This window comes from Methanomassiliicoccales archaeon (assembly GCA_038740345.1).
GTDB lineage: Archaea > Thermoplasmatota > Thermoplasmata > Methanomassiliicoccales > UBA472 > JAJRAN01.
This window is the reverse complement of record JAVYMA010000024.1, coordinates 1-22374: the sequence shown is the minus strand read 5'-3', so window position 1 is coordinate 22374 and position 22374 is coordinate 1. Positions and strand designations below refer to the sequence as shown.

The window sequence follows — 22374 nt, the reverse complement described above, 5'->3', positions numbered from 1 at the left end:
TCAATCTACAAGTCTTGATTACGATGGGGGTAAAGAGAAGAACTACGGTGTCGTTAAGAATGAGAGCAGAAAGGACCGCAGTGGCGATCATAATCAAGGCTAAAAATCTAAATTGATCCCTTGACCGGGAGATTATCCATAGCGAGACCCAGGTGAAAAAGCCGCAAACTTCTAGGCAAGCAACAAGTATCATCATTCCAAGCAGTAGGGCAAGGGTGTTCAGGTCGATAGCCCTCAACGCCTCCTCCGGTCCTACAACGCCAAAAAGAATCATCAGGCCAGCACCGAACATGGCCACCATGGGCCTTTCTATGTTGAACCACCCGAACCTGCGTATAGAGATGAGAATGTAGGTTAGCAAGAAGATGAGCAACGCCCAGACCATCTCTATAGACATGCCCGTTGGCATGGTTCGGGTTGGATATTAGGATTGCCGTCGATAAGAATAAATGTACAGAGGGGTCGAAAGTTTAGCAAGAAAATCAACAAATACTATAGGCTCCGTTCAAAAATTGGCGAAGGGGTAAAGATGCACTCGTGGACCCATCGTTTAATTAAGGGCGACCATGTGCTTCATATGTATGAGAACGTCCCCGAGCAGGAGCAGGCAGTGCTTGAACTTTTCAATTGGGCTTCCGAGAATGCAAAGATGTTCTACTTCACCTCTAAAAAAGAAAGCGAATACGGCATCACCTCTTTTTCAAGAGATGGGAATTTGTCTGCGAGATTGGTCAGGGCGATAAAAGAGGGTAGGTTGCAAATCCTCGATTCTGAGAAATCTTATCTAACCAATGGCGTCTTTGATCCAAAGATCACGCTACAAAATGTAATCACGGCGGCCGAATCAGCTAGAGAAGATGGTTATAGCTCAATGGTTGCAGTGGGAGACCCCCTTTGGCTGGCAGGTCGTAGGGGAGACATCCCTCGATTCGTTAGTTACGAAGCAGGATTGAATCTTTTAAGGCTACCCATAGAAACTACCTTCATATGTCAATATGACAAGAGGGTATTTGCCAAAGAGGATTTGGAAAGGTTGAGATGGGTGCATGACAAAGTCCTTTCCAATCAAGTGTTAGAGCGCAATTGTTGGTTTCTTTCAAATAAAAAGAAGATTTATGGCATTCGAGCCTAGGGTGGAGCCTTATTCTTGATGCCAGGAAAACGAACTATCGGTTCAAGCACCAACATGAGCTCTAGGCCTTTCAATCTCATTGGCCTAATATTTCGGTCTAAGAAATTTAAAAGTTCCTTGCCATCTCTGGCCTTTATCCTCAGAAGCAATCTTTTCTCTCCAGTAAGGCAAATTATCTCCCTCACGTTTTCAAAGGATAGCAAGGTAGCTACTACCTCTCCCGATTCTTGCTTGTCCAAGTCCGCTGCTAATAGAGCATCGATAGAGATACCCATCCTACTCTCATCTATTATTGCAGAATAGCCCAGTATGATGCCCTGGTTCTCCATCATCTTGATCCTATCTCGGATCGTAGATACCGAGCGCTCTAAGCGCTCAGACATCTCCTCGTAAGTTAGCTTCGCATCCTTCATCATCAAGTTTAGTATATCTAGGTCAAGCCTTTCCATCTACATCCATGAAGCCCTTCCAGGCCTTATGAATCATTCGAAAGCTTTCTTGCTCTCCGCAGAAAATCATGTAATATCTCAAGATGATCGAACGCCAAGGAATCTATCTTCTCTATAGGTATCACCACAACATCTTGGGCATCATCACCAGCTTTCAAGCTCCCGGAAATACTGCGCAATTCGAATGCCAGGGTAATGAAGTGGCCTCGGGGGTCCCTTCCTGGCCGTGAGTAGGCACCTATGAGCCTGATAGGTTCGACTTCCAAGCCCGTCTCTTCCCTGATTTCACGCTTCACCGCTTCCTCTACCGTCTCCCCATATTCCACTATGCCTCCTGGAAGGGCAAGCCATCCTTTGAAAGGCTCTTTGCCACGCCGCACTAGGACCAACCCTTCCTTTAAGAGCAAAATCCCATCCACGGTTAATATCGGATTGCGAAACCTTCGCTGCAGGTGCTCTCTTGCCCAGGCCAGATGCCCGTGGTAATCCATTAGCAGACGCAATCCACATGATGAAAGGACTAGCTCCTTTCCCTCAGAGCACAATATCGACCCCTGGCCATTAGCTTCTTGGATGGAAGCGATGGTATTCAAGGCCTCGCTTTCCTCGAGTCCCAAAGCTGAAATGGCCTTTCTAAACGAACCGTGAGATTTAATAGCCTCTAGGAGCCTGGCTCTAGGCGCATTTAAAATTAGCTTGCCGTTCTTGGAAAGTTCGATGTCCAAGCTGATTTCGTAATTCATTCCTAAGTTCGCATTCGAGGGCAGGGCTTTATACTTGCGCCTCTTCTACAAGGGTGTGGCGAACCGGAAAAAGATCATTCCGACCATCCTTACCAAGCAGGAATTGCTGGATAAGGCCTTTGGTCGTTCGGTGAAGATTTCAAAGAAGGGAGAAGGCGGTCTGGACAGCAAGAGGCGTACAGCCATGGCACGCATTTCTGCCGCAGGAGACATACTCCATGGAACCCTTATCAAATACGTAAAGGCCTTTCCCAGCATGGAAAGGCGCGAGGATTTCCATATGGAGCTGATTGACATACTGGTCGGTCTTGACGCTCTGAAGAAATCGCTTAGCGCGCTTTCCTGGGCTGCGGATCGATGCAGGTATTTGAGCCGGGAATATGCGAGACGTGCGAAGTCATGCAGTACGGTGGAGGAACTGCAACGAGTGCGCAAGGAATACTTCGGCCGTACTGCCTCCGTAATCGATCAGATATCGAGTGACCTCGAATTTGTGGCCAAGTCCAGAGAAGCTCTCAAGACGATACCTGCATTGGAAATGGAATTACCCACCGTGGTGGTGGCCGGGCACCCCAATGTGGGAAAGAGTCAATTGGTGGAAAGAATCTCTTCGGCAAAACCTAAGATCGCCCCTTATCCCTTCACCACTCAAGGCATATCTGTAGGCCATTTCTTTCATAAATATCGCAAGATCCAGGTAATCGACACTCCAGGTCTTTTAGACCGGGAATTCGAGACACGTAACGCCATCGAAAAGCAGGCGGTCCTAGCCTTGAAATACTTGGCAGATGTGATAGTCTTCCTCATCGATCCATCCGAGACATCAGGATACAGTTTAAAGGAACAGCTCTCCCTACTTGAATCGGTGAAAAGGGCATTCCCCGACATCACATTAATAGAAGTCGAGAACAAATCAGACCTTGTGCGATCAGATTCGCAGAGACTTAAGATCAGCGCTTTGCGTAATGAGGGCGTGGACACTCTAATGAAAATAATCATCGATAAATTGCAGGATTGTAGCAAATGGAACCAAGAGGATCGATTACTTCCTCTTAGATGAACGTCTTGGCAGGAGAAAAAGGAAATGGCCAGATTGGTTTGCAGTGAGCGCATGAAATCCTATTTCGACCTCCTGGCGAGAGAAGCGGATCGATGCTATGCCGTAGCTAGGAAGGCTAGGGCGAGGGGGATGGATCCTGAGACCTTCGTGGAGATACCTCAAGCTGAAGACCTTGCCTCTCGCGTGGAAAAGCTGTTATCTTCCTGGAATGTAGCGGGCGTGGCAGAGCGCATACGCGAACTTAGCATCGACCATGATCGTGAAGAGGTCTCCCTTCATCTCGCGAAGGAGATAGCCACGCGCCCGGCAAGGTCTAAAGAGGAGGCCATAGACAGGGCTATCAGGGTAGGGCTTGCTGTTCTGACCGAAGGCATTCTGGTGGCGCCGCTGGAGGGCATCGCCGGTGTCAAGATAGGGAGAAACGGAGACGGTACATCCTACTTGGCCATATCCTTCGCCGGGCCAATCCGCTCCGCAGGAGGAACGGGGCAGGCCATGGCAGTGCTTATCGGCGATGTGGTGCGTAGAGAGCTTGGTATTGGTAGATATGTGCCAACTCACGGTGAGGTAGAACGCTTCAAGGAGGAGATACCATTATATAAACAGGCACAGCACCTCCAATACACGCCTACCAACCAGGAAATTGAGCTCATAGTGAAGAATTGCCCAGTCTGCATCGATGGCGAGGCGACCGAGGACGTGGAGATTTCTGGCTATCGTGATTTGCCGCGCATCGAGACCAACAGGGTCCGGGGAGGAGCTTGCCTAGTGATAGCAGAAGGTTTATGCCAGAAAGCGCCCAAGCTGGAGAAGCATGTCCGTAGGCTGAATATAGATGGCTGGGAATTCATCTCAGATTATCTTTCGCTCAAGAAGAAAGAGGCTTCGGAAGAGAAAGCCAAAGTAAAGCCTGATTCTAAATACCTTAAAGATTTGATAGCTGGAAGGCCAGTGCTCGGACACCCTTCAAAGGTGGGGGGACTAAGACTGCGCTACGGGAGAAGTAGGACTACTGGCCTGGCGGCAATAGCCTTGAACCCGGCTACGATGTATGCGGTGGATGAGTTCCTAGCCATCGGCACGCAGATCAAGATCGAAAGGCCAGGCAAGGCTGGAGCAGTCACCCCCTGTGATCAGTTGGAAGGCCCTATCGTTCTCCTTAACAATGGTGATTTGATCCAGACCAACACCGTCGAAGATTTCCAAACTGTGAAATCCAGGGTTAAGGAAATAGTGGATTTGGGAGAGGTGCTCATTCCTTATGGGGAGTTCATGGAGAACAACCACGTTCTTGTGCCGGCTGGCTATACCATAGAATGGTACAAGGTCGAACTTCGCAGGGCTGCGGGTGAGCTGCCAGAAGGCTGGGCTGACCCGCCGGATTTCCAATCAGCTCTAGATATTTCCCTCAGGTATAACGTTCCTCTTCATCCCAAATATAACCTTTTCTGGGGCGATGTTACCATTAAGGAATTAAACGCGCTTCGTTCCCATATTCTGCAAAAAGGTCGTTTGGAAAATGGTCTCTTAGTCATAACTGATTTCTACGGCATCAAGCGCATTTTGGAAACCCTGGGCGCCCTGCATAGGGTGAAGGGCGATGAGCTATACCTTGATCGCTACGCCCTTCCTTTGTTATCGGGCCTCGGCATTTCTTGGCGGGGAAGGCTATCACCTGAGCGTGAATTGGTAGGTGATGATACCATTGAAGCGGTTTCAAGGGCCATGGGAGTGAAGGTCAGGCCCAGAGCTGTAACTCGCATCGGCGCGCGAATGGCTCGTCCTGAGAAGGCCAAGGAGCGTCGCATGAAGCCACCCCCCCACGTCCTCTTTCCGTTGGGCCTCAGCGGAGGTTCGCAGAGGTTGGTCAGTGAGGCTATGAACGGGAAGGAAGTGGAAACTGACGTGGGAGTTCGATCATGCCCGGTATGCAATAGGACCACCTTCATGTGTAAATGCGAGTGTGGATCCCATACCCTGCCTATCGACTCACCCAACAAACAGGTGATTGACATTGGGGCGGTTCTTCAGGCAGCGATGCGCAACCTAGGGGAGACATGCGTCCCGGAGATAAAAGGGGTCCAAGGGATGATGTCCAAGAGTAAGACGCCAGAGCCGATGGAGAAAGGCATCCTACGCGCCAAGTATGATATCTTCGTATTCAAGGACGGAACGGTGCGTTTCGACATGACTGATGTGCCGGTCACACATTTCCGGCCTAAGGAGATAGGACTAAGTGTAGAACGTGCACGTCAGTTGGGTTATCTGGTGGATACGGAGGGTAAGGAACTCATCTCAGATGAACAGCTCTGTGAGCTGAAGGTACAGGATTACATCCCGTCCCGCTCCTGCGGCGATTACTTGGTAAGGGTAGCAAAATTCATAGACGATCTGCTGGAGCGCTTCTATGGTCTTCCAGCCTTTTACAAGGCGGAGAAAAGAGAGGACCTGATCGGCCACCTGGCAATAGGGCTAGCCCCCCACACATCTGGAGGAGTGCTGTGTCGCATCATTGGCTATACGGATACGAATGTGGGCTATGGGCACCCTTTCTTTCATGCGGCCAAGCGCCGCAACGCCGATGGCGACGAGGACTCAGCTATACTATTGCTGGACGGCCTCATCAATTTCTCCCGTTCCTTCCTCCCCAAGACTAGGGGAGGTTTAATGGACGCTCCCCTCGTGCTTACCACCCGGTTGGATCCGAATGAGGTGGATAAGGAAGCTCATAACATCGATGTGATGCGCGAATATCCCTTGGAATTCTATCAAGCCACATTGGAATACAAGCATCCTAAAGAGGTGCAAGACCTCATGGATATGGTCGCTAAGCGGTTAGGCTCGGTACTTCAATATGAGGGGTTCGGCTTCACTCATGACACCAAGGATATAAGCGAGGGGCCAAAGGAATCTGCTTATAAGCTCTTTGAAACCATGGAGGAGAAGCTAGAGGCCCAGCTAGTACTGGCCAAAAAGATACGCGCCGTCGATGAGGTCGATGTAGTCTATCGCGTGGTGACAAAGCATCTTTTGCCAGACATGATTGGGAACCTGAAATCGTTCAGTGGCCAGAAGCTACGGTGCACTAAGTGCAACACCTCATATCGCCGCATCCCCCTATCGGGAAAATGCCATTGCGGGAACAGTCTTACCCTCACCGTGCATCAATCTTCAGTGAAGAAATATCTCGAGATCACCAAGGACATAAGCTCTCGCTTTGCCATCTCCCCTTATACAAGGCAGCGGATTGAGCTCATAGAGAGATCCATCAACTCGCTCTTCGAGAACGACAAGGTCAAAAAATGCAAGCTTTCCGATTTCATGTGACCCCGTTCGCATGGAATTTGAAGCTTGGGCAAAGAGGAATAAGTAAATTATCCGGGCTCTTTTGATCCACTTTATATCAGTTTTTAAGGGAAACAGTGTTCGGCGAATCGGAAGCAAAAAAAAAATCATCGGGAGTGCAGGAACGATGCGGCAATAGAGATTTATGCTGAGAATGCGACCACTACATCGATGTGATCGGAGATCGCTGGTATGGAAGTGTTGTCCCACGATGTTCTGGTCATCGGAGCAGGTCTTGCAGGTCAAGCGGCGGCGTTGGCCTCCTCTCCTCATGCCGACACAGCACTAGTCTCCAAAACCCATCCACTGCGGAGCCATTCCATAGCTGCTCAAGGTGGCATCAATGCACCTTTGGGCAACGTTTGCGAAGATGATTGGAGCAAGCATGCCCTTGATACGGTGAAGGGAGCCGACTATCTTGCGGATCAGGATTCGGTGGAAATCCTGTGTCGCAGCATCGCTCCTTTAATAGCTGAGCTGGATTCTAAAGGTGCCCTTTTCGACCGCATGGAAGATGGCAGGCTGGCACAGAGACCATTCGGGGGTCGCTCCTTCCCTCGCACTTGCTACGCCGGAGATTCCACTGGTCACGAGGTCCTATCCACCGTGTTCTCCCAACTCCTCAAGGACAATGTCAGAGTCTACGATGAATGGTTAGTGACCTCACTGGTGGTCTCAAGCGGCGAGTGCGTAGGCGCCCTCGCTTTGGAACTAAAAGAGGGCCGCCTGCATATGATAAAGGCAAAAGCGGTGATACTAGCCACGGGAGGGGCCGGAAGGATTTACCAAAGGACCACCAACTCATACAGTTGCACAGGAGACGGAATTTCCTTGGCCTATAGGGCAGGCGCCTCGATTTGTGACATGGAGTTCGTTCAGTTCCATCCCACTACGCTGCTAGGCACGAACATCCTGGTATCTGAAGCAGCCCGAGGAGAGGGGGGAATCCTCTTAAACTCCGAGGGAGAAAGGTTCATGAGGCGATATGCGCCAAAGATGATTGACCTTGCCCCCAGGGACATCGTCACTCGAGCCATACAGACCGAGGTCCAGGAGGGTAGGGGAGCAGGTCCGAACAAAGACCATGTTTGGCTGGACCTTCGCCAGCTCGGTCAGGATTTGTTGCTTCAGAAGCTTCCTCAAATATACCAATTGGCCCAGGATTTTTTAGAAATGGACGCCAGCGAATCCATGCTGCCTGTCCAGCCGGCGCAGCATTTCACCATGGGAGGCATCCGTACGAATAACGAGGGTATGACGACAGTCCCACGTTTGCTGGCCTGCGGGGAGTGCGCTTGCGTCTCAGTTCATGGAGCGAATCGTTTAGGAGGCAACTCATTAGCGGAATCGCTAGTCTTCGGGCGGAGAGCGGGTGAGCAAGCTTCCAACATAGCGCGCAATAGCAGTATGCCAAGCATGGAGAGAAAAGCATTCATCAGGGAAGAGGAGAAGATCTGGAGTCTATTCTATGAAGGAGGGCAGAGAGCTCCCGCCCTGAGGAAGAAGCTTCAGAATGTGATGTGGGAAAAGGTAGGCATTTTCCGCCGTGAGGAGAGCTTGATGAGCGCCTTGCAGGAGGTCGAGGGACTGCGAGAGATGTATAGTTCCGTCTCAATCATGGACCAAAGTCGGACATTCAACACGGATCTCCTGCAGGCGGTGGAGCTAGGCTTCATGTTGGATGCCGCGTTACTGACCGTGGTCAGCGCTTTGCATCGTCAGGAGAGCAGGGGGAGTCATTTCCGTACAGATTTTCCAGAAAGAGACGATATGCATTGGCTGAAGCATACCATTCTGCGTCATAAGGAGGGCAAGGTCGAAATATGTTATGAGCCAGTCCGCATAACCTTATTCCCACCAGAAAGGAGGGCTTATTGATGGCAGCGGTGGAGTCTTCCAGTCACGAAAGAAGTAAATGGGTGAGGCTGTCAGTCTTTCGCTTCGATCCCGCACAAGACGAGCAATCTCGCTATCAAGAATTCCGTGTTCCGTTGACTCATGGCATGACGCTGTTGGAGGCCCTGAATTATATAAAAGATGAGCTGGATCCAACATTATCATTCAGGCAAGGGTGTCGTTCGGCAATCTGTGGGTCGTGCGCGGTCAGGGTCAACAAGAGAAGCTGCTTAGCCTGCAGAACGCGCATCACAGACAAGCTGGCTGAAGAGCTCATAGTGATAGATCCATTGAGTCATCTGCCGGTCGTACGTGACCTCGTAGTGGATATGACGCCATTTTATGACCGATTGCGCCAGGTGCAACCATATCTCATAGGCAATGCTGTAGTAGAAAGGACAACTTTGATAGATCCTGCGGAATTAGCGGAGTCCAGGACCATGCGTGGATGCATAGCATGCGGAGCTTGCTATTCTGACTGCAACGTGTTGGATGTTGAGAGTACGTTCCTCGGTCCCGCCGCTATCGTAAGCGCTCTACGTTATGCCAAAGATCCTAGGGATAGGAATTCTGGCAGGGCGGCTAATGCATTGGAGCTTGGCCTATATAAATGCCCAGTGGATCAAGAATGCGAGTTCGCTTGTCCTAAGGAAATTCAAATAAGAAGGGGGGCCATCGAGAAGCTCAGGGAGATGGCTGTGAGCCAGGGTCTAGGACCTATGGCAGAGCACAAACGCCTCATCAATTCCGTGATAACCACTGGAGGCGTGGTGTGCATAACCTCGAAGCCGGCCACAGAGATGTTTCCAGAGTATATCAAGGAGTTCGAAGGAGACGCCCAGGCAGAGGTGGTGCTCTTTTTCGGCTGCATCATCAACCGCAGGAAGCAGAATGTGGCTCGGGCTATAATCAACATATTACAGGCTAACAGAGTCGCAGTACACATTCCCCGCAGGGCATTATGCTGCGGCTCCCCTTTCATGAGGATAGGCCAGAGGTCGAGCATCAAACCCTTCGTGGAGAATAATTTCAATATCTTTAATTCCTATGCAGACCAAGGCGTAACGGACATTTTAACCAGTTGTTCTGGATGCAACTCTACCTTCCGTCACGATTTCCCCTCTTTAGCTAAGACGTTCGATATACCCCTGCGTTTCAACATTTTCGATGTCGGTGAGTATTTAATGAATAGGATTCAATTCTACACCAGACATCTTAAAAGCGTTAACATCAAAGGAATGTATCATTATCCATGCCATATAAAGGCCAGCGGTCTTGCGGAGGAAATCTACATCAATCTATTGAATCGCATACCAGGTGTGGAACTGGTGAAGGTGCCCCGCTCAGGTTATTGCTGTGGCGGAGGAGGGGGGGTAAGAGCAGCCTTTCCTTCCTTGGCTGACAAGCTGGCCCTGCGCAGGATCGAGATAGCTCGGGAGGCTGGAGTGGATACCTTGATAACTAATTGTCCCTTCTGTGTGATGTCATTCGAGCGTGTCTTGGATCAAAAAAAGAGAGCAGGAGAACGAATCCAATTCAGGATAATCGATTTCTATGAGATGCTCAGCGAGGCCTATGGCATGCCTTCGACATGCGAAATAGATTGACCTTTGATCCTTTTTGCCCTCAGAGAATTCACATGTTATTGGGGTAGCAAACTCTCTCAGGCGCTCTCAAGGGCCGAGACCAGCTCTCTGAACTCATCGAACTTCTTTTCTAATATCTCGAGGGCTATTTGAAGGGTCTGGGCTGCGCTGAGGGAGCCATCCGTTTCGAAGCTGAAGACGAATTTGGTCTCGTCCCCCTCTACACTGATGGCTTTGGATTTGCACGCCTTGATGCAGGAATAGCATAGCATGCAAGCCCCCTCATTGACCACTTTAACTGCATCACCTTCCTTAGCGAAAACTCGTCTGGGACACGCAGAGACGCAAGTAGCTCCACGGTCGCATTTCTTCTCATCGATCTTCACCTTAGGAGCATATTTGTATGCCACTCCCGAAGTAACCTGCCATTTAGCATGCATCTTACCCGTACCCAGCTCTGCAAAGGCATAGGCTAAAATGGCTTGGCGCGGCCCCAACCTCACGATGGGGATCAACTCATCCTTGACCTTCAGATTCGGATCTCCCAGAGGCTCAAGATCTCCTGAGTAGACATCGCACGGCCCTTTCTTGTCCAGCTTATACATTATTGTGCACTGTGGGCACCCTTCACCGCCACAGGAGCAATCTTTCTTGAATACATTCAACTTCGGATCCGTGGGGATGGGAACAAGGCCCAAGCGATGGGCGATAATCTCATCGAACAGTGGGGACACAGACTCATACTCCTCGTTCTCATCGTCCGTCCCTCCTTGGATCTGGCCTAAGTGAAACTCCACTGTCTCTATGGCCATCTTGGGGATCTCGGCGATTAGCACACGTCTCAGAGAGTTAGCTATCTCCGGCGTGGCGTTGGAGAGAATGAATTTCGCTTTGGTGTCCGTGAGCTCTAATATCTTGATGTCCATTTACGCAGCCTCTACACTCTTCTGCCTCGGCGACCACCCTTTTTCTTCGTGCCGTCATGGGGCACAGGTGTGACATCTTCTATCCTGCCTATTTTCAAGCCCGCTCGGGCAAGAGCACGTATCGCTGCCTGAGCTCCAGGGCCAGGAGAGGTTGATTTATTGCCACCAGGAGCACGAACTTTGACATGTATACCCTCTATACCCTTTTCTTTGGCTATCTCTGCCACCTTCTCTGCCGCTCGCATGGCCGCATAGGGAGAGGATTCATCCTTCGCTTGTTTTACTACCATGCCGCCTGTGGCCTTGGTTATCGTCTCTGCACCAGTGATATCAGTGAGGGTTATGATGATGTTGTTATAACTGGCGAATACGTGAGCTATTCCCCATTTCCCCATGCTCATTCCTCCCTTGGCTCATCGGGGAGATCCTTGGAATCGATGATATCCACGACCTCCTTGACCTTCTCTACCACTTTCTCGGCCCTTCTTGGGAACTTTGCCCCGCGTCCAGCTCCTTTCTTCTCCTCTTCCCTGGCTCGTCTAGCCTCCTTAGCCAGGCGGCGGGCGCGAGCCTCCATGACCTTTGGAGCTTCCACTCTGAAAGGATGCATCTCGTTGTTGAAGGGGCTAGAGCCTAGATAGGTTATCTTCTCTTCTTCACCCCTAGCTAATAGATATCCAGGAATGGTGACTTTGCGGCCATCCACCGCGATATGTCCATGGAAGATCATCTGGCGGGCTTGCCTGGGTGAAGTTGCCAATCCCTTCCTATAGACCATCGTTTGCAACCTCCTGTTGAGCAAGGCCTCGGTCTTCAGGCCCAAAACATCGTCCAAGGTCGCCCCTTCAGGGGGAAGCAAACCCAAGGCAGCACAAGCCTTGAGTAGATTCTGAGTTTCCACTTTGGCCTGCTCCTCACCCGTGCGCAATCTTGCTTGAAGGTCACGAGATTGCTTTCGGAAGTTCCTGAGGATGGATTTAGCTTTCCAAAGCTCACGTTTATTCTTGAGCCCGAACTCCTTCACCAGGTCGTGCTCCTCTTTTATCCTCTCCCCTTGCCAGGGATGAGATGGGGTATCGTAAGTCCGTCGAGGGAATTTAGGGTCTCCCATGTGAACACCTACTTCTTAGCTGCTGATGGAGCTGCAGCCTTGGCCGCCGCGGGCTTCGCTGCTGGTTTGGCTGCAGGCTTCTCTTCTTTCTTTTCTGCAGCTGCTCCAGAAGATGGGGCTGCACCCGGCTGCTGCCTTTGTCTCATGACTCCTAGCGTCAGACCTGTCCTGCCATTCGATCGAGTGCGCTGGCCTCTAACCTTCTGACCGCTTTCATGCCGCACTCCCTTATAGCATCGAATCATCTTCATCATGTTGATGTCGTCCTTAATCCTGACATCAAGATCAACGCCCACAAGATGCACGTCTTCCCCGGTCTCAAAGTCCATCTGCCGATTCACAGCCCAACTTGGCACATATTCTCCAAAGGAAAGGATCAGCTTCTCCAATTGCTCGACCTTCGCATCATCCAATTCTCCAATCTTCATCGTTCTCTCGACACCAGCACGATTCACGATGATATCAGCGACGCGTGGCCCGACCCCCTTTACGCTTTGAAGACCGATAATAATGGGCTTATTGCCATCCACGTCCGTGTTTACCAATCGAACGATGTATTTGAAATTCTCATCCTTCTTGGACTCGACCTTCTTGGGCTCGGCACGAGGGGCAGCACTTTTCTTAGCTTTATCCTCCTTCTGCTCCTTATTTTCACCCTTGTGCTCCACACCTTTCTTGGACTCCTTCTTCTCCTCTTTAGGGTGGTCGCCCTTCTTGGTTTCGTCCTTCCTTGTCGCGCCTTCCTCGGCCAAGATAGTTCCTCCAATTATGGATAGATAGTCAGTGCTCTCGCAGAGCAGAGTCCCTAAAAACGAGTCCTTATTTAAGCATTTCCCTTTATCAAATCTGCTGGCCTTACTTATCTGGCTATAGCCAAGGCTCAATAGGCCTCGCCCTATCCTCGCGATAAGGGTCCACGGCTAGTGTTTTACGCCTAAGGCTTTCTGTACCATTTCGGGAGCCTTTTTAAGCGCGTCAGCGAGTTTGGCAGGGTCTCCACCGCCTCCTTGGGCGAATTCTGGCTTCCCCCCGCCTCCTCCTCCGATCAGCATCATTATTTCTTTTAGTATATTGCGGCAGTCCAAGCTCAAGTTTGCTGAACGTGAAACTAATACTTTAGCGTTCTTATCCGCCACGCCTATGATAGCCAGGATGCCTGAGCGTGAGGTGAGCGCTTTAGAAAGCATCTCCGCGTCCTCACCTTCATGCAATGTATGCACCACCACCTTACAATCGCCTAAGTCTTCGGCCTTCTCCAACAGTGCTTGAGCCACCGCTTCATTATGTTGGGCCATTATATGCTCTACTTTTTTAGCCGTCTCTTTCAGCTCGCCTTGCAACCTTTGCGCCACCTCAATCAATTTATCCGCGGGAGAATTCAGCAATTCTGAAAGAGTCTCCACTACGTTCTTATCCCTTTGCATCTCCTCCACTGCCGCCATGCCTGAGGAGTATTCAATGCGGACAATGCCGTCCTGAATTCTTTTGGTGCGACGGATGCGTATCGGGCCTACGAAAGAGGTGGTTTTGGCATGAAGACCCCCACAAGCCTCGGCGTCTAAGCCTTCTATCTCGACCACGCGGATGATCTTTCCAGGAACTGCACCGCCTTGATAAAGGCGGTATCCATGTTTAGCCTCGGCCTCATCCCTCGGCATGAATTGAATGTGGACCTTGAGATCTTCAAGAATGACCCTATTAACTTCTTTTTCCAGGGCATCCCGCTGCTCCACGCTTAAATTCTCATAATGAGTGATATCGAGACGCCCTTCAGTCTCTGATTTATGAGCACCAGCCTGCCATACATGATTTCCCAGCATCTTTCTCGCGCAACCATTTATGATATGTGCAGATGTATGATGACGCATCAAGCGGTGCCTTCTCTCCCTGTCGACCTTGCCTAGCATGACATGACCGGGGGAAGGAAGAGGGCCATCGATGAAATGCAGGATCGAAGAGTTCACCTTGATCACCTTCTTCACCCTATAGCCGTCAAGCGTCCCTAAATCCCATTCCTGACCTCCTCCCTCAGGGTAGAAAGCTGTCTGGTCTAAAAGGATCCCTCCTTTTATCACGTCCAGCACCTTCCCATGGAATTCCAGCAAATCCACATCCTCATAATACAATGGTCGCGTGGACGGTAGGCCTTCAGGGTATTCTTCCTTCACTTCTTCCTCTGTTTCTGGCCTTTCATGCCTAGCTGCGACTTGCTTATAAAAATCATCAGGAATGTCGACAGGAACGGAGGCAAATTCCTTAACCAGTTCGGGATTAAGCCCATGAGAATCATAAAGTTCGATTAGCTTCTCAGTAGTGATTCGTTCCCCCTTCTTAATCCCCTTCGAAAACCTGTCCACCAGCAGCTTACCGCGAGCAAGAGTCTCATAATATCGGTCCTCTTCTACCTGGACTATCTTCAAAATATCATCGCGATTCTCGGAAAGCTCAGGTATGACTGGTTGGAAGTAATCCACCTGCATGGCCACTATATCAGCCAAGTGGACATCTATTCCGAGGGATCGTATGCAGCGCAAGGCTCGGCGCACCAACATGCGCGCAAAATATCCTTCTCGCACATTGGACGGCACCACGCCATCGTTCAGAAGGATGGCTAGAGCACGAGAGTGATCGCATATGACGTAGATATCCTCTAAGGGCGATACTAGGCTCATCAGCTCATTGAAGGAGACGCCCAGGCGCTCTGCGGTTTGTTCACGTATGCGGCGAACGTCAGCAGCGGTTTTGGCATTGGTCATTCCAGCTACTTTAGAATATTCTTCTAAAACCCTTCTATTCATTTGCACCTTTGCCATCTTCTTAAGGCGCTCCACTACAGGCCCAAAGACAGCCTCGTATGCGGACGGAGTGCCTTGTGAAACCCAAGTCATTCTTTCTAATCCGTAGCCGGTATCTACTACTGTCATGCTCATCGGCTGCATGCCCTCTGGCGCCGTTTTATACATCATAAATACTAGTGTTGCCACTTCCACACCGTCGATGATCACCTCAACGCAGGGGCCAGCATTCCCACCCCCCTCCCACCACTCCTCTATGTAACGTATTCGCTTGGGATCCACTCCCAGTCGTTGTGTGAAGAATTTATGGCAAAGCGATACCGTACCATCTTTGAAGTAGATCTCTTTGCCTTTTTTATTGAATACGTGGTGGGCAGCCATCTCGAAAAAGGTGAAATGCCTACCCGTCTTCCCCACATTATCGATATCGTTGAATCGCACGCAAGTCTGGGAAATAGTGAGAGGGTTTCCCGGAGGTTCAATTACTTCATTCAGCACCCAGGGCTGAAAATCGTAGATGGATGCCTGGGTGAAAAAGACATCATCTCGCCACCTGGCCACTATAGGATAGCGTTTGACCCGCTTATGTCCCTCAGACTCGAAAAAGGAGAGATACTCCTCTCTCATGTCATGTAAATTTAGAGCCTTCTTGCAAGGCGAGTTCCCAATAAAAGTGTATTCCTCACAAGGAGGTTCTCCGCAGGTCTCCCATGGCCCCAGGGTCCAAAAGTGCCTCCCGCAGCGCTGGCACTTTCTCCGCTGGAAGTCATTCTCCAAGAAGAACCTGAGCTCGAACTCCTTGGGGTCCGGTCCGTTCATAGGGGCGCAAATGAAAGCATCCTTATTTTAACCTTTCCTGATGGAGAAATATCTGGATGAATTTTTCACGCAAGAAATATCCATCAGACAGGCCGGTCACATAAGAAGCTTGTTCTCCCGGTAGTCTATGGGCACTTCTATCACCGCTAACTCTTCTCTTCCAAGACATGAGGTCAGGATTTCTTCAAGTTCTTTAGCGCTTTCAGCTCGATAACCCTTGACTCCGAAGGATTCCGCCAATCGCACCCAGTCAGGGCTTCCAAAATCCGTGCCATAATGATGACCAAAGCGCCTCTCTTGCTTTTGACGAATCAGTCCCAATCCCGAGTCATTGAAGATAATGGTGACGAAGCTAAGATTTAGCCTCTGGGCCGTCTCTAGCTCACCCATGGTCATCATGAATCCCCCATCACCGCAGACGGCAACGACCTTTCTTTCCGGGCACGTTAATTTAGCCCCCATTGCTGTGGGAACACCTATCCCCATGGGGATGAGGCCGTTGCTCAGAAGGAGCGTATTCTCTCTGTAAACGGGATATATACGCGCGAGCCAAATCATATGAGCCCCTACATCACTGGCACAAATATCTTCTCGTCCTAGAGCATTCCTGATGGCTCTCACGGCTAGCTGAGGCTTTACCGCACCCTGCTCATCCTTTAATATCTCAGAAAAACAGGAATCCAATTTTGCACGATACTCAACCGTCCAACTACGCTTTGCACATGCATTTTTAGAGAGCTCCATAAGAGCATGTTTCACATTACCTACTAATTGAAGCTCAAGCTCCAGATTATGTGCAGCCTCCAGAGGTTGGCTACCAATGAATATCACTCTCTTTTCCACGCCGAAATTCCAAAAGTTAGGCTGGAACTCGGATACATCATAACCTAACAAGATCACCGTATCCATTTCTCCGAATAGAGGGTTAATGAGATCCATATTTCTCAGTCCAACGGTGTTAAGGGATAAGGGATCGTCAAATGGCATTATGCCTGCGCCATGCCAGGTATGGGCGACTGGAATATTCCAGGCACGACTAAAGCGCCTTAGCTCCTCTGAGGCCAGAGAACGAATCGTGCCTGGGCCCGCAAGTATCAAAGGCTTCTTTGCCTGTGAAATGATCTCTCTTGCTTGGGCTAAAGATTCAGGCTCGCATACTGAAGGTCGCGTTACCCTCCGTCTGATTGGTTTACCATCTACTTGACATCTCATTTGGTCCTCGGGAAGCTCCACCATCACCGGCCCTGGCTTTTCCGATAACGCTATTTGGAAGGCTCGGCTCATGATCTGTGGTAGGCGCGCGGCTGATCTAACGCTAATGCTCTCCTTCGTAACCGGTCTGAAAAGCTGTACCAGATCAAGGTATTGCTTGCGCGGGGGGATAGCCTGCTCAGTCGAGACCTGACCAGTCAGAGCTATCAATGGGATGTAGGAAAGGTAAGCCTCTGCCACCCCTGTAATTAGATTTGTCGCTCCTGGACCTAGTGTGGAAAGGCATACCTGCGCATTGCCGCTCAATCGACCACATGCTGCTGCCATTAAGGCTGCAGAGGCTTCACTTCTTGTTAGAATGAAATCGATATTGGAATCTTTTATAGAATCCATCACTTCCAACGTCTCTTCTCCTGGTATACCGAAGATTCTCTCCACGCCTTCTGCTTCAAGGCATCTGATCAAAAGGTCGGAGGCGCGCATGTTCTCACTCGAAAATCTCCACTCTTTTCTTGTACAGGTTCTCTGAGGCTTCCCTTACAGCCTTCTCCACCTCATCTTTAGATGTATAAGCAGCGATTCCTTGGGCTTTAAGCAGTTGGACAGCCTTGGGACTAAACTCATTTGCCACCACAGCATCATGTCCTTTTAGAGCCAAGGTCGCACCCTCGAGTTTGGCTCGATGAGTTTTGCCGAAGACAGGCTCATCTAATTTTGCATCTATCTGCAACTCTCCTAGATGAACGACGTTCCCTTCTTCCACACTGAAGACATAAAACTTTTCTGCCATCCCGAAACCTAAATCCACAAAGCGGCCATCGCTGCTCGCCACAGCTATTCTGTGTTTTGCTTTCCCTTCGATTTCCAGTACGGCAGGCTCTGCTAAGGGAGCCTTCTCCTCTCCACAGGTGATATGGGCGAACTCTGCAGAGCGGTCCTCATCCAGGAGTCCAATGGCATCCGCTCTACATTGCCTACAGTGACGCATCTGCTTGATTTTTGGCTCACAGATGTCCTGAAGCTCTTTGCGCTCCCGGGGAGTGGGCGGGCGAATCTCTGCGAAGGGAGTACCAGGAACGGGTATGAGGGGGAGGATATTCACGATATAAGCTCCCAGCTTTTTTACCTTCTTTGCCACTTCAGGTATATGGTGCGAGTTGACTCCCGGGACCATCACAGTATTCACCTTGACCAGCATTCCTGCTTCGACTGCTTTTCTTAATCCTAGAAGCTGGTTTTCAACCATCCTCTTTCCAGCTTCTAAGCCACGTAATACCTTACCTTCCCAAATCACGAATTGGTACATTTTTGCAGCAATCTCTGGATCTACGGCGTTGATTGTAATGGTAACGAATTTTACACCTAATGCTTTCAAACGATCAACATTGTTTGCGAGGTTGAGTCCATTCGTGCTAAGGCACAAAGTCATATCCGGAAAAGCTTTACTAACTAACTCCAGAGTTCTAAATGTACTCTCATTAGCTAGCGGATCACCAGGACCGGCTATTCCAATTACACTGAGATAAGGAATTTTTTGCCTGACATAACGCACCTTCTCCACCGCCTCCTCTGGAGTCAGTACTTCGCTGGTCACACCTGGTCTCGATTCATTAGAACAATCATACTTACGATTGCAATAATTGCATTGGACATTGCATGCTGGAGCGACAGGAAGGTGCATTCGAGCGAATTTCTTACATGCTTTTTCATTGTAACAAGGATGGGTATCTAAAAGTCTCCTCAGTTCACTTGGCACGGCCTCATCATCCAAATTTCATTCCTCCGCTCGATATCTAATGGAGCCATTTACTCATCTTATAATTAAATAGAGATGTAATTTAACTTCTCAAAGGCGGTTTGTTCCTTTTTCTCAAGGATGTTTCTCAAAGTGTGTAGACGAAACAATATTGTATGGTTAAGCGAGAATATGCTAATCGTGTTCGATGATCGCACTTTCCAGAAATTCGTCTCCAGTATGAATATGCATCTACCTGTGCAAAAGCGTTCGTTGGAGGAATTGTTAAAAGAAAAGGAGACCTATTATTGCGGAAAGGATGGTAATCGCTATATTATAGATAGGAAAGAACTCGAATACCTGACTACTATAATTCCTCTTGAGGAGAGAGGCAAATTACGGCTACCTATCTTAGTAATGACCGAAGCTGGTGAAGATAGAAACGCTTGGAAAGTAACAGGGAAAATAGAGGTAAAAGTCATTGCCAGAGTCTTAGACCGTGAGCCAGATACAGAAGATTTAATAATTTTCTACTATCCCCATTTACAAGAGTTGAGGAAAAAATTACCTACCAGTACCACCGTGATGTTCATGCCTTAGCCATTTTCAATCAGCCCATGGTAACACATTTGTAAGTCAATGTTGTAAATCAATGTGAAGTGATAAGGTATGCCTCGCATAGGAATAACCGAATTGCCTTTGCATGGAGGCGAGGCTCCTGCATGGTTGTTCAACCGTATGGTGAAATTAAGTGCTGGTATATCTGAAGTTATCATAAAAGAATATGGAGCTGCCGAGTTGGTAAAAAGGATGGCTGATCCATTTTGGTTCCAGGCATTATCTTGTGTGTTAGGTTTTGATTGGCACTCATCTGGAACCACCACTGTTACATGCGGAGCCATAAAATCGGCTTTACGTTCCCATCCAGATATCGGGGTGGCGGGAGGTAAGGGCCTCATTTCCAGGCAAGTACCCGAAGAGATTTCTCGCTTTGCCGTTGCCCATGGCCTCAGTCCCGAGAAGGAACGAAGGCTGAAATATTGCAGTCGAATGAGCGCCAAAGTCGATTCGTCGGTTCTTCAAGACGGTCACAGGCTATATCACCATTTTATGATCTTTGACATGCAGGGGAATTGGTCAGTCATACAGCAGGGCATGAACGAGGCTTCTGGTTTTGCTCGACGTTATCAGTGGAGCTCCGAAAAGCTGGAGAACTTCGTGGTGGAGCCTCACAGCGCAGTGATAGGAAAGCGCATGGGATACGTTCTGGATATGACTGCGAAAGAGAGTGAAACCACCCGCTCCTGCTCCGTTGATTTGGTTAAAGAGGACCTGCGAAAGCTAGAACGTCAAGTGATATTGGTTAATAAGGAACAGAGCACGCTTCTAGAGTGGGCGGGTGAAAAGCCAATAAAACTCTATATGCCTAAGAATTTAAACTGGACGGCTCTTAAACGGGCTTATGATTTCCAGCCTAGGAATTATGAGGAGCTAATATCACTCACTGGTGTAGGGCCTTCCACTGTCCGGGCGTTGGCGTTGATTTCTCAGCTGATTTATGGTACCGGGGCTAGCTGGAAGGACCCGGTAAAATTTTCTTTTGCCTTCGGAGGGAAAGATGGAGTGCCATATCCCGTGGATAAGTTGGCTATGGATCTCTCACTGGAATTAATTAAGTCAGGCATTGAAGAGAGTCATATCTCATCCAGCGAGAAATTAGATGCTATAAAGAGATTGAAAAATGTTATTCCGCCAGACAATTAATGCGTGATTATGGAAATCATTAGCTCCTGGTCGCATCTCTCGCTTTTATCTTTTTTTTGTGTCATGACGGTCATTAACAGAAGTGAAAATCTGCTCGCAGTTCCATCATATAAAATATCTCTGAACTAATGATTTTTTATGTAAAGTACCGTAGCCATGTCTCAAAAATGTTTCAAGAAAGATGAACTAGATTTTGAGCACTAAATTAGTTATTTTAGTTGCAGAATAAAATTATGAAGTAAAAATATAAAGAATATAATATCTTTAATCTTTTTTTTTGCTAAGATGAATTAAAAAGACTCCTAAAATAAAATAAAAGCATAACCTGCCAATACAAAAATAAAAATAAAGCTATCTTACCACAATTAGTTGTGATATGGTATTTTTAGGTCAAAATCTTGAGATTTAAATCCTCAAAGATTGGCTTTATCGAATAATCGCTTGAGACGTAGATAAATCCACTATTAGCAATAAACCATTGGAACGAAGTAAGCTATTACCCAACTGGCGAAAAGCTCAGCCTTTCATAATTGGGCAATAGCCTTACCATTACCTTGATAAAATAGGTCAGAATCTCATTTGTTCAAATTATCTGAATTTAATAAGAATTGATATTCAAGATAATTTTGTTGGAAGGAAAGGAACACACGCAATCTGTATGACGGTTAAGCCTCTTGTAGGCGTAACCGGAATTGCGAAGCCGACGCGGCGGCAAGTGCAACTTTAGTAACCGACAGGCTGAACACCTCGGCGAACCTCGATGCTTACACCCCGGTCCTATCAAACTCGTCATTTACGAGCGTTGCGATGCCTCTTTTTCAAGGTGGCTTCGAGCTTAGATGCTTTCAGCTCTTATCCACTCCAGCGTGGCTGCTCAACAATGCCCTACCGGACAATTGATCAACTAGAGGCTGGGGACCCCCGTTCCTCTCGTACTAAAGGGTCCTTCTCGTCAGGCATCTAGACACTTCCACCAAAAAGCAACAAACCTGTCTCACGACGGTCTAAACCCAGCTCACGATCCCTTTTAATGGGCGAACAACCCCACCCTTGGCAGCTGCTGCACCGCCAGGATAGGGAGAGCCGACAGCGAAGTAGCAAGCCGCCAGGTCGATATGAACTCTTGCTGGCGACGACTCAGTTATCCCCAGGGTAACTTTTCTGTCATCATTTGCCCCCACATAGAAGGCTAAATGGTTCGCTAAGCCCTACTTTCGTATCGCCGTCCCTTGTTGTCCGGAACGGCGTCAAGCTAGCTTTTGCCTTTACACTCACCGGCAGATTTCTGACCTGCCTGAGCTAACCATTGGGCGCGCTTGTTTACTTATTGAGCGCGTGGCGCCCCACCCAAACTGCCCACCTATCGGTGTCCTTCTCGCGAAGTTAGTGATACGAACCCAGAAGGGCGGTGTTTCATCGTTGACTCGGAGTCTACCTAGCGGCAGATCCTGGGTAGCGTCTCCCGCCTACCCTACACATCCGGGCTCATACCACAACAACAGGCTGCAGTAAAGCTCCATGGGGTCTTCGCTTTCAGGTGGAAGGTACTGGATTCTGCGCCAGTACTATCGGTTTCACCGGCTTCCAGGCGGGGACAGTAGAGCTCTCGTTGGGCCTTCATGCAAGTCGCCAATTAAGCGACAAGGTATTACGCTACCTTAAGAGGGTCATAGTTACCCCCGCCGTTTAACGGTCCTTCGTTCGGTTGTACCCGAGATTCAGATACCGTCACTGGGCAGGCTTCAGCCACAATACACATCCTTTCGGACTTGCTGTGACCTGTGTTTTTATTAAACAGTCG

The 22374-nt window shown here is 49.1% G+C and carries 17 protein-coding genes and 1 rRNA gene; 7 read left to right on the top strand and 11 right to left on the bottom strand.

Annotation, left to right across the window (positions count from 1 at the left end; all coding sequences use genetic code 11):
* Positions 1-397: SLC13 family permease (locus tag QW520_07775; GenBank protein MEM0449700.1), on the bottom strand; the 397-nt coding region annotated here is incomplete at its 3' end.
* Positions 398-529: 132 nt separating this feature from the next.
* Here QW520_07775 and QW520_07770 point away from each other — a divergent pair.
* Positions 530-1132, top strand: a complete 603-nt coding sequence (locus QW520_07770; protein MEM0449699.1) for an MEDS domain-containing protein — start codon at positions 530-532, stop codon at positions 1130-1132.
* On the opposite strand, the gene QW520_07765 is transcribed toward QW520_07770, so the two are convergent.
* Both QW520_07765 and QW520_07760 read right to left on the bottom strand, forming a co-directional pair.
* On the bottom strand, positions 1129-1581 hold the full coding sequence (locus tag QW520_07765) for an Lrp/AsnC family transcriptional regulator (GenBank protein ID MEM0449698.1): 453 nt from the start codon (positions 1579-1581) through the stop codon (positions 1129-1131). The genes QW520_07770 and QW520_07765 overlap by 4 nt on opposite strands.
* A 26-nt stretch (positions 1582-1607) precedes the next feature.
* Entirely contained in the window at positions 1608-2324 is a 717-nt protein-coding gene (locus QW520_07760) for an NUDIX hydrolase (GenBank protein MEM0449697.1), read from the bottom strand.
* A gap of 34 nt (positions 2325-2358) precedes the next feature.
* On the opposite strand from QW520_07760, the gene QW520_07755 reads away from it, so the two are divergent.
* The 4 genes from QW520_07755 (at position 2359) to tfrB (ending at position 10232) form a co-directional block, all read left to right on the top strand.
* Positions 2359-3384, top strand: a complete 1026-nt coding sequence (locus tag QW520_07755; GenBank protein MEM0449696.1) for a GTPase — start codon at positions 2359-2361, stop codon at positions 3382-3384.
* A 24-nt stretch (positions 3385-3408) separates the two neighbouring features.
* Positions 3409-6711 (top strand): DNA polymerase II large subunit, encoded by a 3303-nt coding sequence (locus QW520_07750; protein ID MEM0449695.1) that lies wholly within the window; start codon positions 3409-3411, stop codon positions 6709-6711.
* A 210-nt stretch (positions 6712-6921) separates the two neighbouring features.
* Positions 6922-8607, top strand: coding sequence for an FAD-binding protein (locus QW520_07745; GenBank protein MEM0449694.1), 1686 nt, complete (start codon positions 6922-6924; stop codon positions 8605-8607).
* Entirely contained in the window at positions 8607-10232 is a 1626-nt protein-coding gene (gene tfrB / locus QW520_07740) for a fumarate reductase (CoM/CoB) subunit TfrB (GenBank protein MEM0449693.1), read from the top strand. Before QW520_07745 ends, tfrB begins: the two co-directional genes overlap by 1 nt.
* 56 nt (positions 10233-10288) lie before the next feature.
* On the opposite strand, the gene QW520_07735 is transcribed toward tfrB, so the two are convergent.
* The 7 genes from QW520_07735 to nifB form a co-directional block, all read right to left on the bottom strand.
* Positions 10289-11137, bottom strand: a complete 849-nt coding sequence (locus QW520_07735; protein ID MEM0449692.1) for a DNA-directed RNA polymerase subunit D — start codon at positions 11135-11137, stop codon at positions 10289-10291.
* An 11-nt stretch (positions 11138-11148) separates the two neighbouring features.
* Positions 11149-11532 carry a 30S ribosomal protein S11 gene (locus tag QW520_07730; GenBank protein MEM0449691.1) on the bottom strand — a complete coding sequence of 128 codons (384 nt, stop codon included), beginning with the start codon at positions 11530-11532 and terminating at the stop codon, positions 11149-11151.
* A gap of 2 nt (positions 11533-11534) precedes the next feature.
* Positions 11535-12248 (bottom strand): 30S ribosomal protein S4, encoded by a 714-nt coding sequence (locus QW520_07725; protein MEM0449690.1) that lies wholly within the window; start codon positions 12246-12248, stop codon positions 11535-11537.
* A gap of 8 nt (positions 12249-12256) precedes the next feature.
* On the bottom strand, positions 12257-13000 hold the full coding sequence (locus QW520_07720; protein ID MEM0449689.1) for a 30S ribosomal protein S13: 744 nt from the start codon (positions 12998-13000) through the stop codon (positions 12257-12259).
* A gap of 168 nt (positions 13001-13168) precedes the next feature.
* Positions 13169-15862 carry an alanine--tRNA ligase gene (gene alaS, locus QW520_07715; protein ID MEM0449688.1) on the bottom strand — a complete coding sequence of 898 codons (2694 nt, stop codon included), beginning with the start codon at positions 15860-15862 and terminating at the stop codon, positions 13169-13171.
* 96 nt (positions 15863-15958) lie between these two features.
* Positions 15959-17557, bottom strand: coding sequence for an acetolactate synthase large subunit (locus QW520_07710; protein ID MEM0449687.1), 1599 nt, complete (start codon positions 17555-17557; stop codon positions 15959-15961).
* Positions 17558-17561: 4 nt separating this feature from the next.
* Positions 17562-18845 carry a nitrogenase cofactor biosynthesis protein NifB gene (gene nifB / locus QW520_07705; GenBank protein ID MEM0449686.1) on the bottom strand — a complete coding sequence of 428 codons (1284 nt, stop codon included), beginning with the start codon at positions 18843-18845 and terminating at the stop codon, positions 17562-17564.
* 165 nt (positions 18846-19010) lie between these two features.
* Between nifB and QW520_07700 the strand changes: the two genes are divergently transcribed.
* Together QW520_07700 and QW520_07695 are read left to right on the top strand one after the other, a co-directional pair.
* On the top strand, positions 19011-19409 hold the full coding sequence (locus tag QW520_07700) for a DUF61 family protein (protein ID MEM0449685.1): 399 nt from the start codon (positions 19011-19013) through the stop codon (positions 19407-19409).
* Positions 19410-19478: 69 nt separating this feature from the next.
* The gene (locus QW520_07695) at positions 19479-20573 is read left to right on the top strand and encodes a DUF763 domain-containing protein (protein ID MEM0449684.1); all 1095 of its coding nucleotides are present in this window, start codon (positions 19479-19481) and stop codon (positions 20571-20573) included.
* Positions 20574-21277: 704 nt separating this feature from the next.
* Here QW520_07695 and QW520_07690 read toward each other — a convergent pair.
* A 23S ribosomal RNA gene (locus QW520_07690) occupies positions 21278-22374 on the bottom strand; the annotation flags it as partial.

Coding starts and splice junctions, on each gene's coding strand:
- QW520_07745 (MEM0449694.1), top strand. CDS start 6,922: ATGGAAGTGTTGTCCCACGATGTTCTGGTCATCGGAGCAGGTCTTGCA.
- tfrB (MEM0449693.1), top strand. CDS start 8,607: ATGGCAGCGGTGGAGTCTTCCAGTCACGAAAGAAGTAAATGGGTGAGG.
- QW520_07710 (MEM0449687.1), bottom strand. CDS start 17,557: ATGCGCGCCTCCGACCTTTTGATCAGATGCCTTGAAGCAGAAGGCGTG.
- QW520_07735 (MEM0449692.1), bottom strand. CDS start 11,137: ATGGACATCAAGATATTAGAGCTCACGGACACCAAAGCGAAATTCATT.
- QW520_07770 (MEM0449699.1), top strand. CDS start 530: ATGCACTCGTGGACCCATCGTTTAATTAAGGGCGACCATGTGCTTCAT.
- QW520_07730 (MEM0449691.1), bottom strand. CDS start 11,532: ATGGGGAAATGGGGAATAGCTCACGTATTCGCCAGTTATAACAACATC.
- QW520_07760 (MEM0449697.1), bottom strand. CDS start 2,324: ATGAATTACGAAATCAGCTTGGACATCGAACTTTCCAAGAACGGCAAG.
- QW520_07725 (MEM0449690.1), bottom strand. CDS start 12,248: ATGGGAGACCCTAAATTCCCTCGACGGACTTACGATACCCCATCTCAT.
- QW520_07750 (MEM0449695.1), top strand. CDS start 3,409: ATGGCCAGATTGGTTTGCAGTGAGCGCATGAAATCCTATTTCGACCTC.
- QW520_07765 (MEM0449698.1), bottom strand. CDS start 1,581: ATGGAAAGGCTTGACCTAGATATACTAAACTTGATGATGAAGGATGCG.
- QW520_07695 (MEM0449684.1), top strand. CDS start 19,479: ATGCCTCGCATAGGAATAACCGAATTGCCTTTGCATGGAGGCGAGGCT.
- alaS (MEM0449688.1), bottom strand. CDS start 15,862: ATGAACGGACCGGACCCCAAGGAGTTCGAGCTCAGGTTCTTCTTGGAG.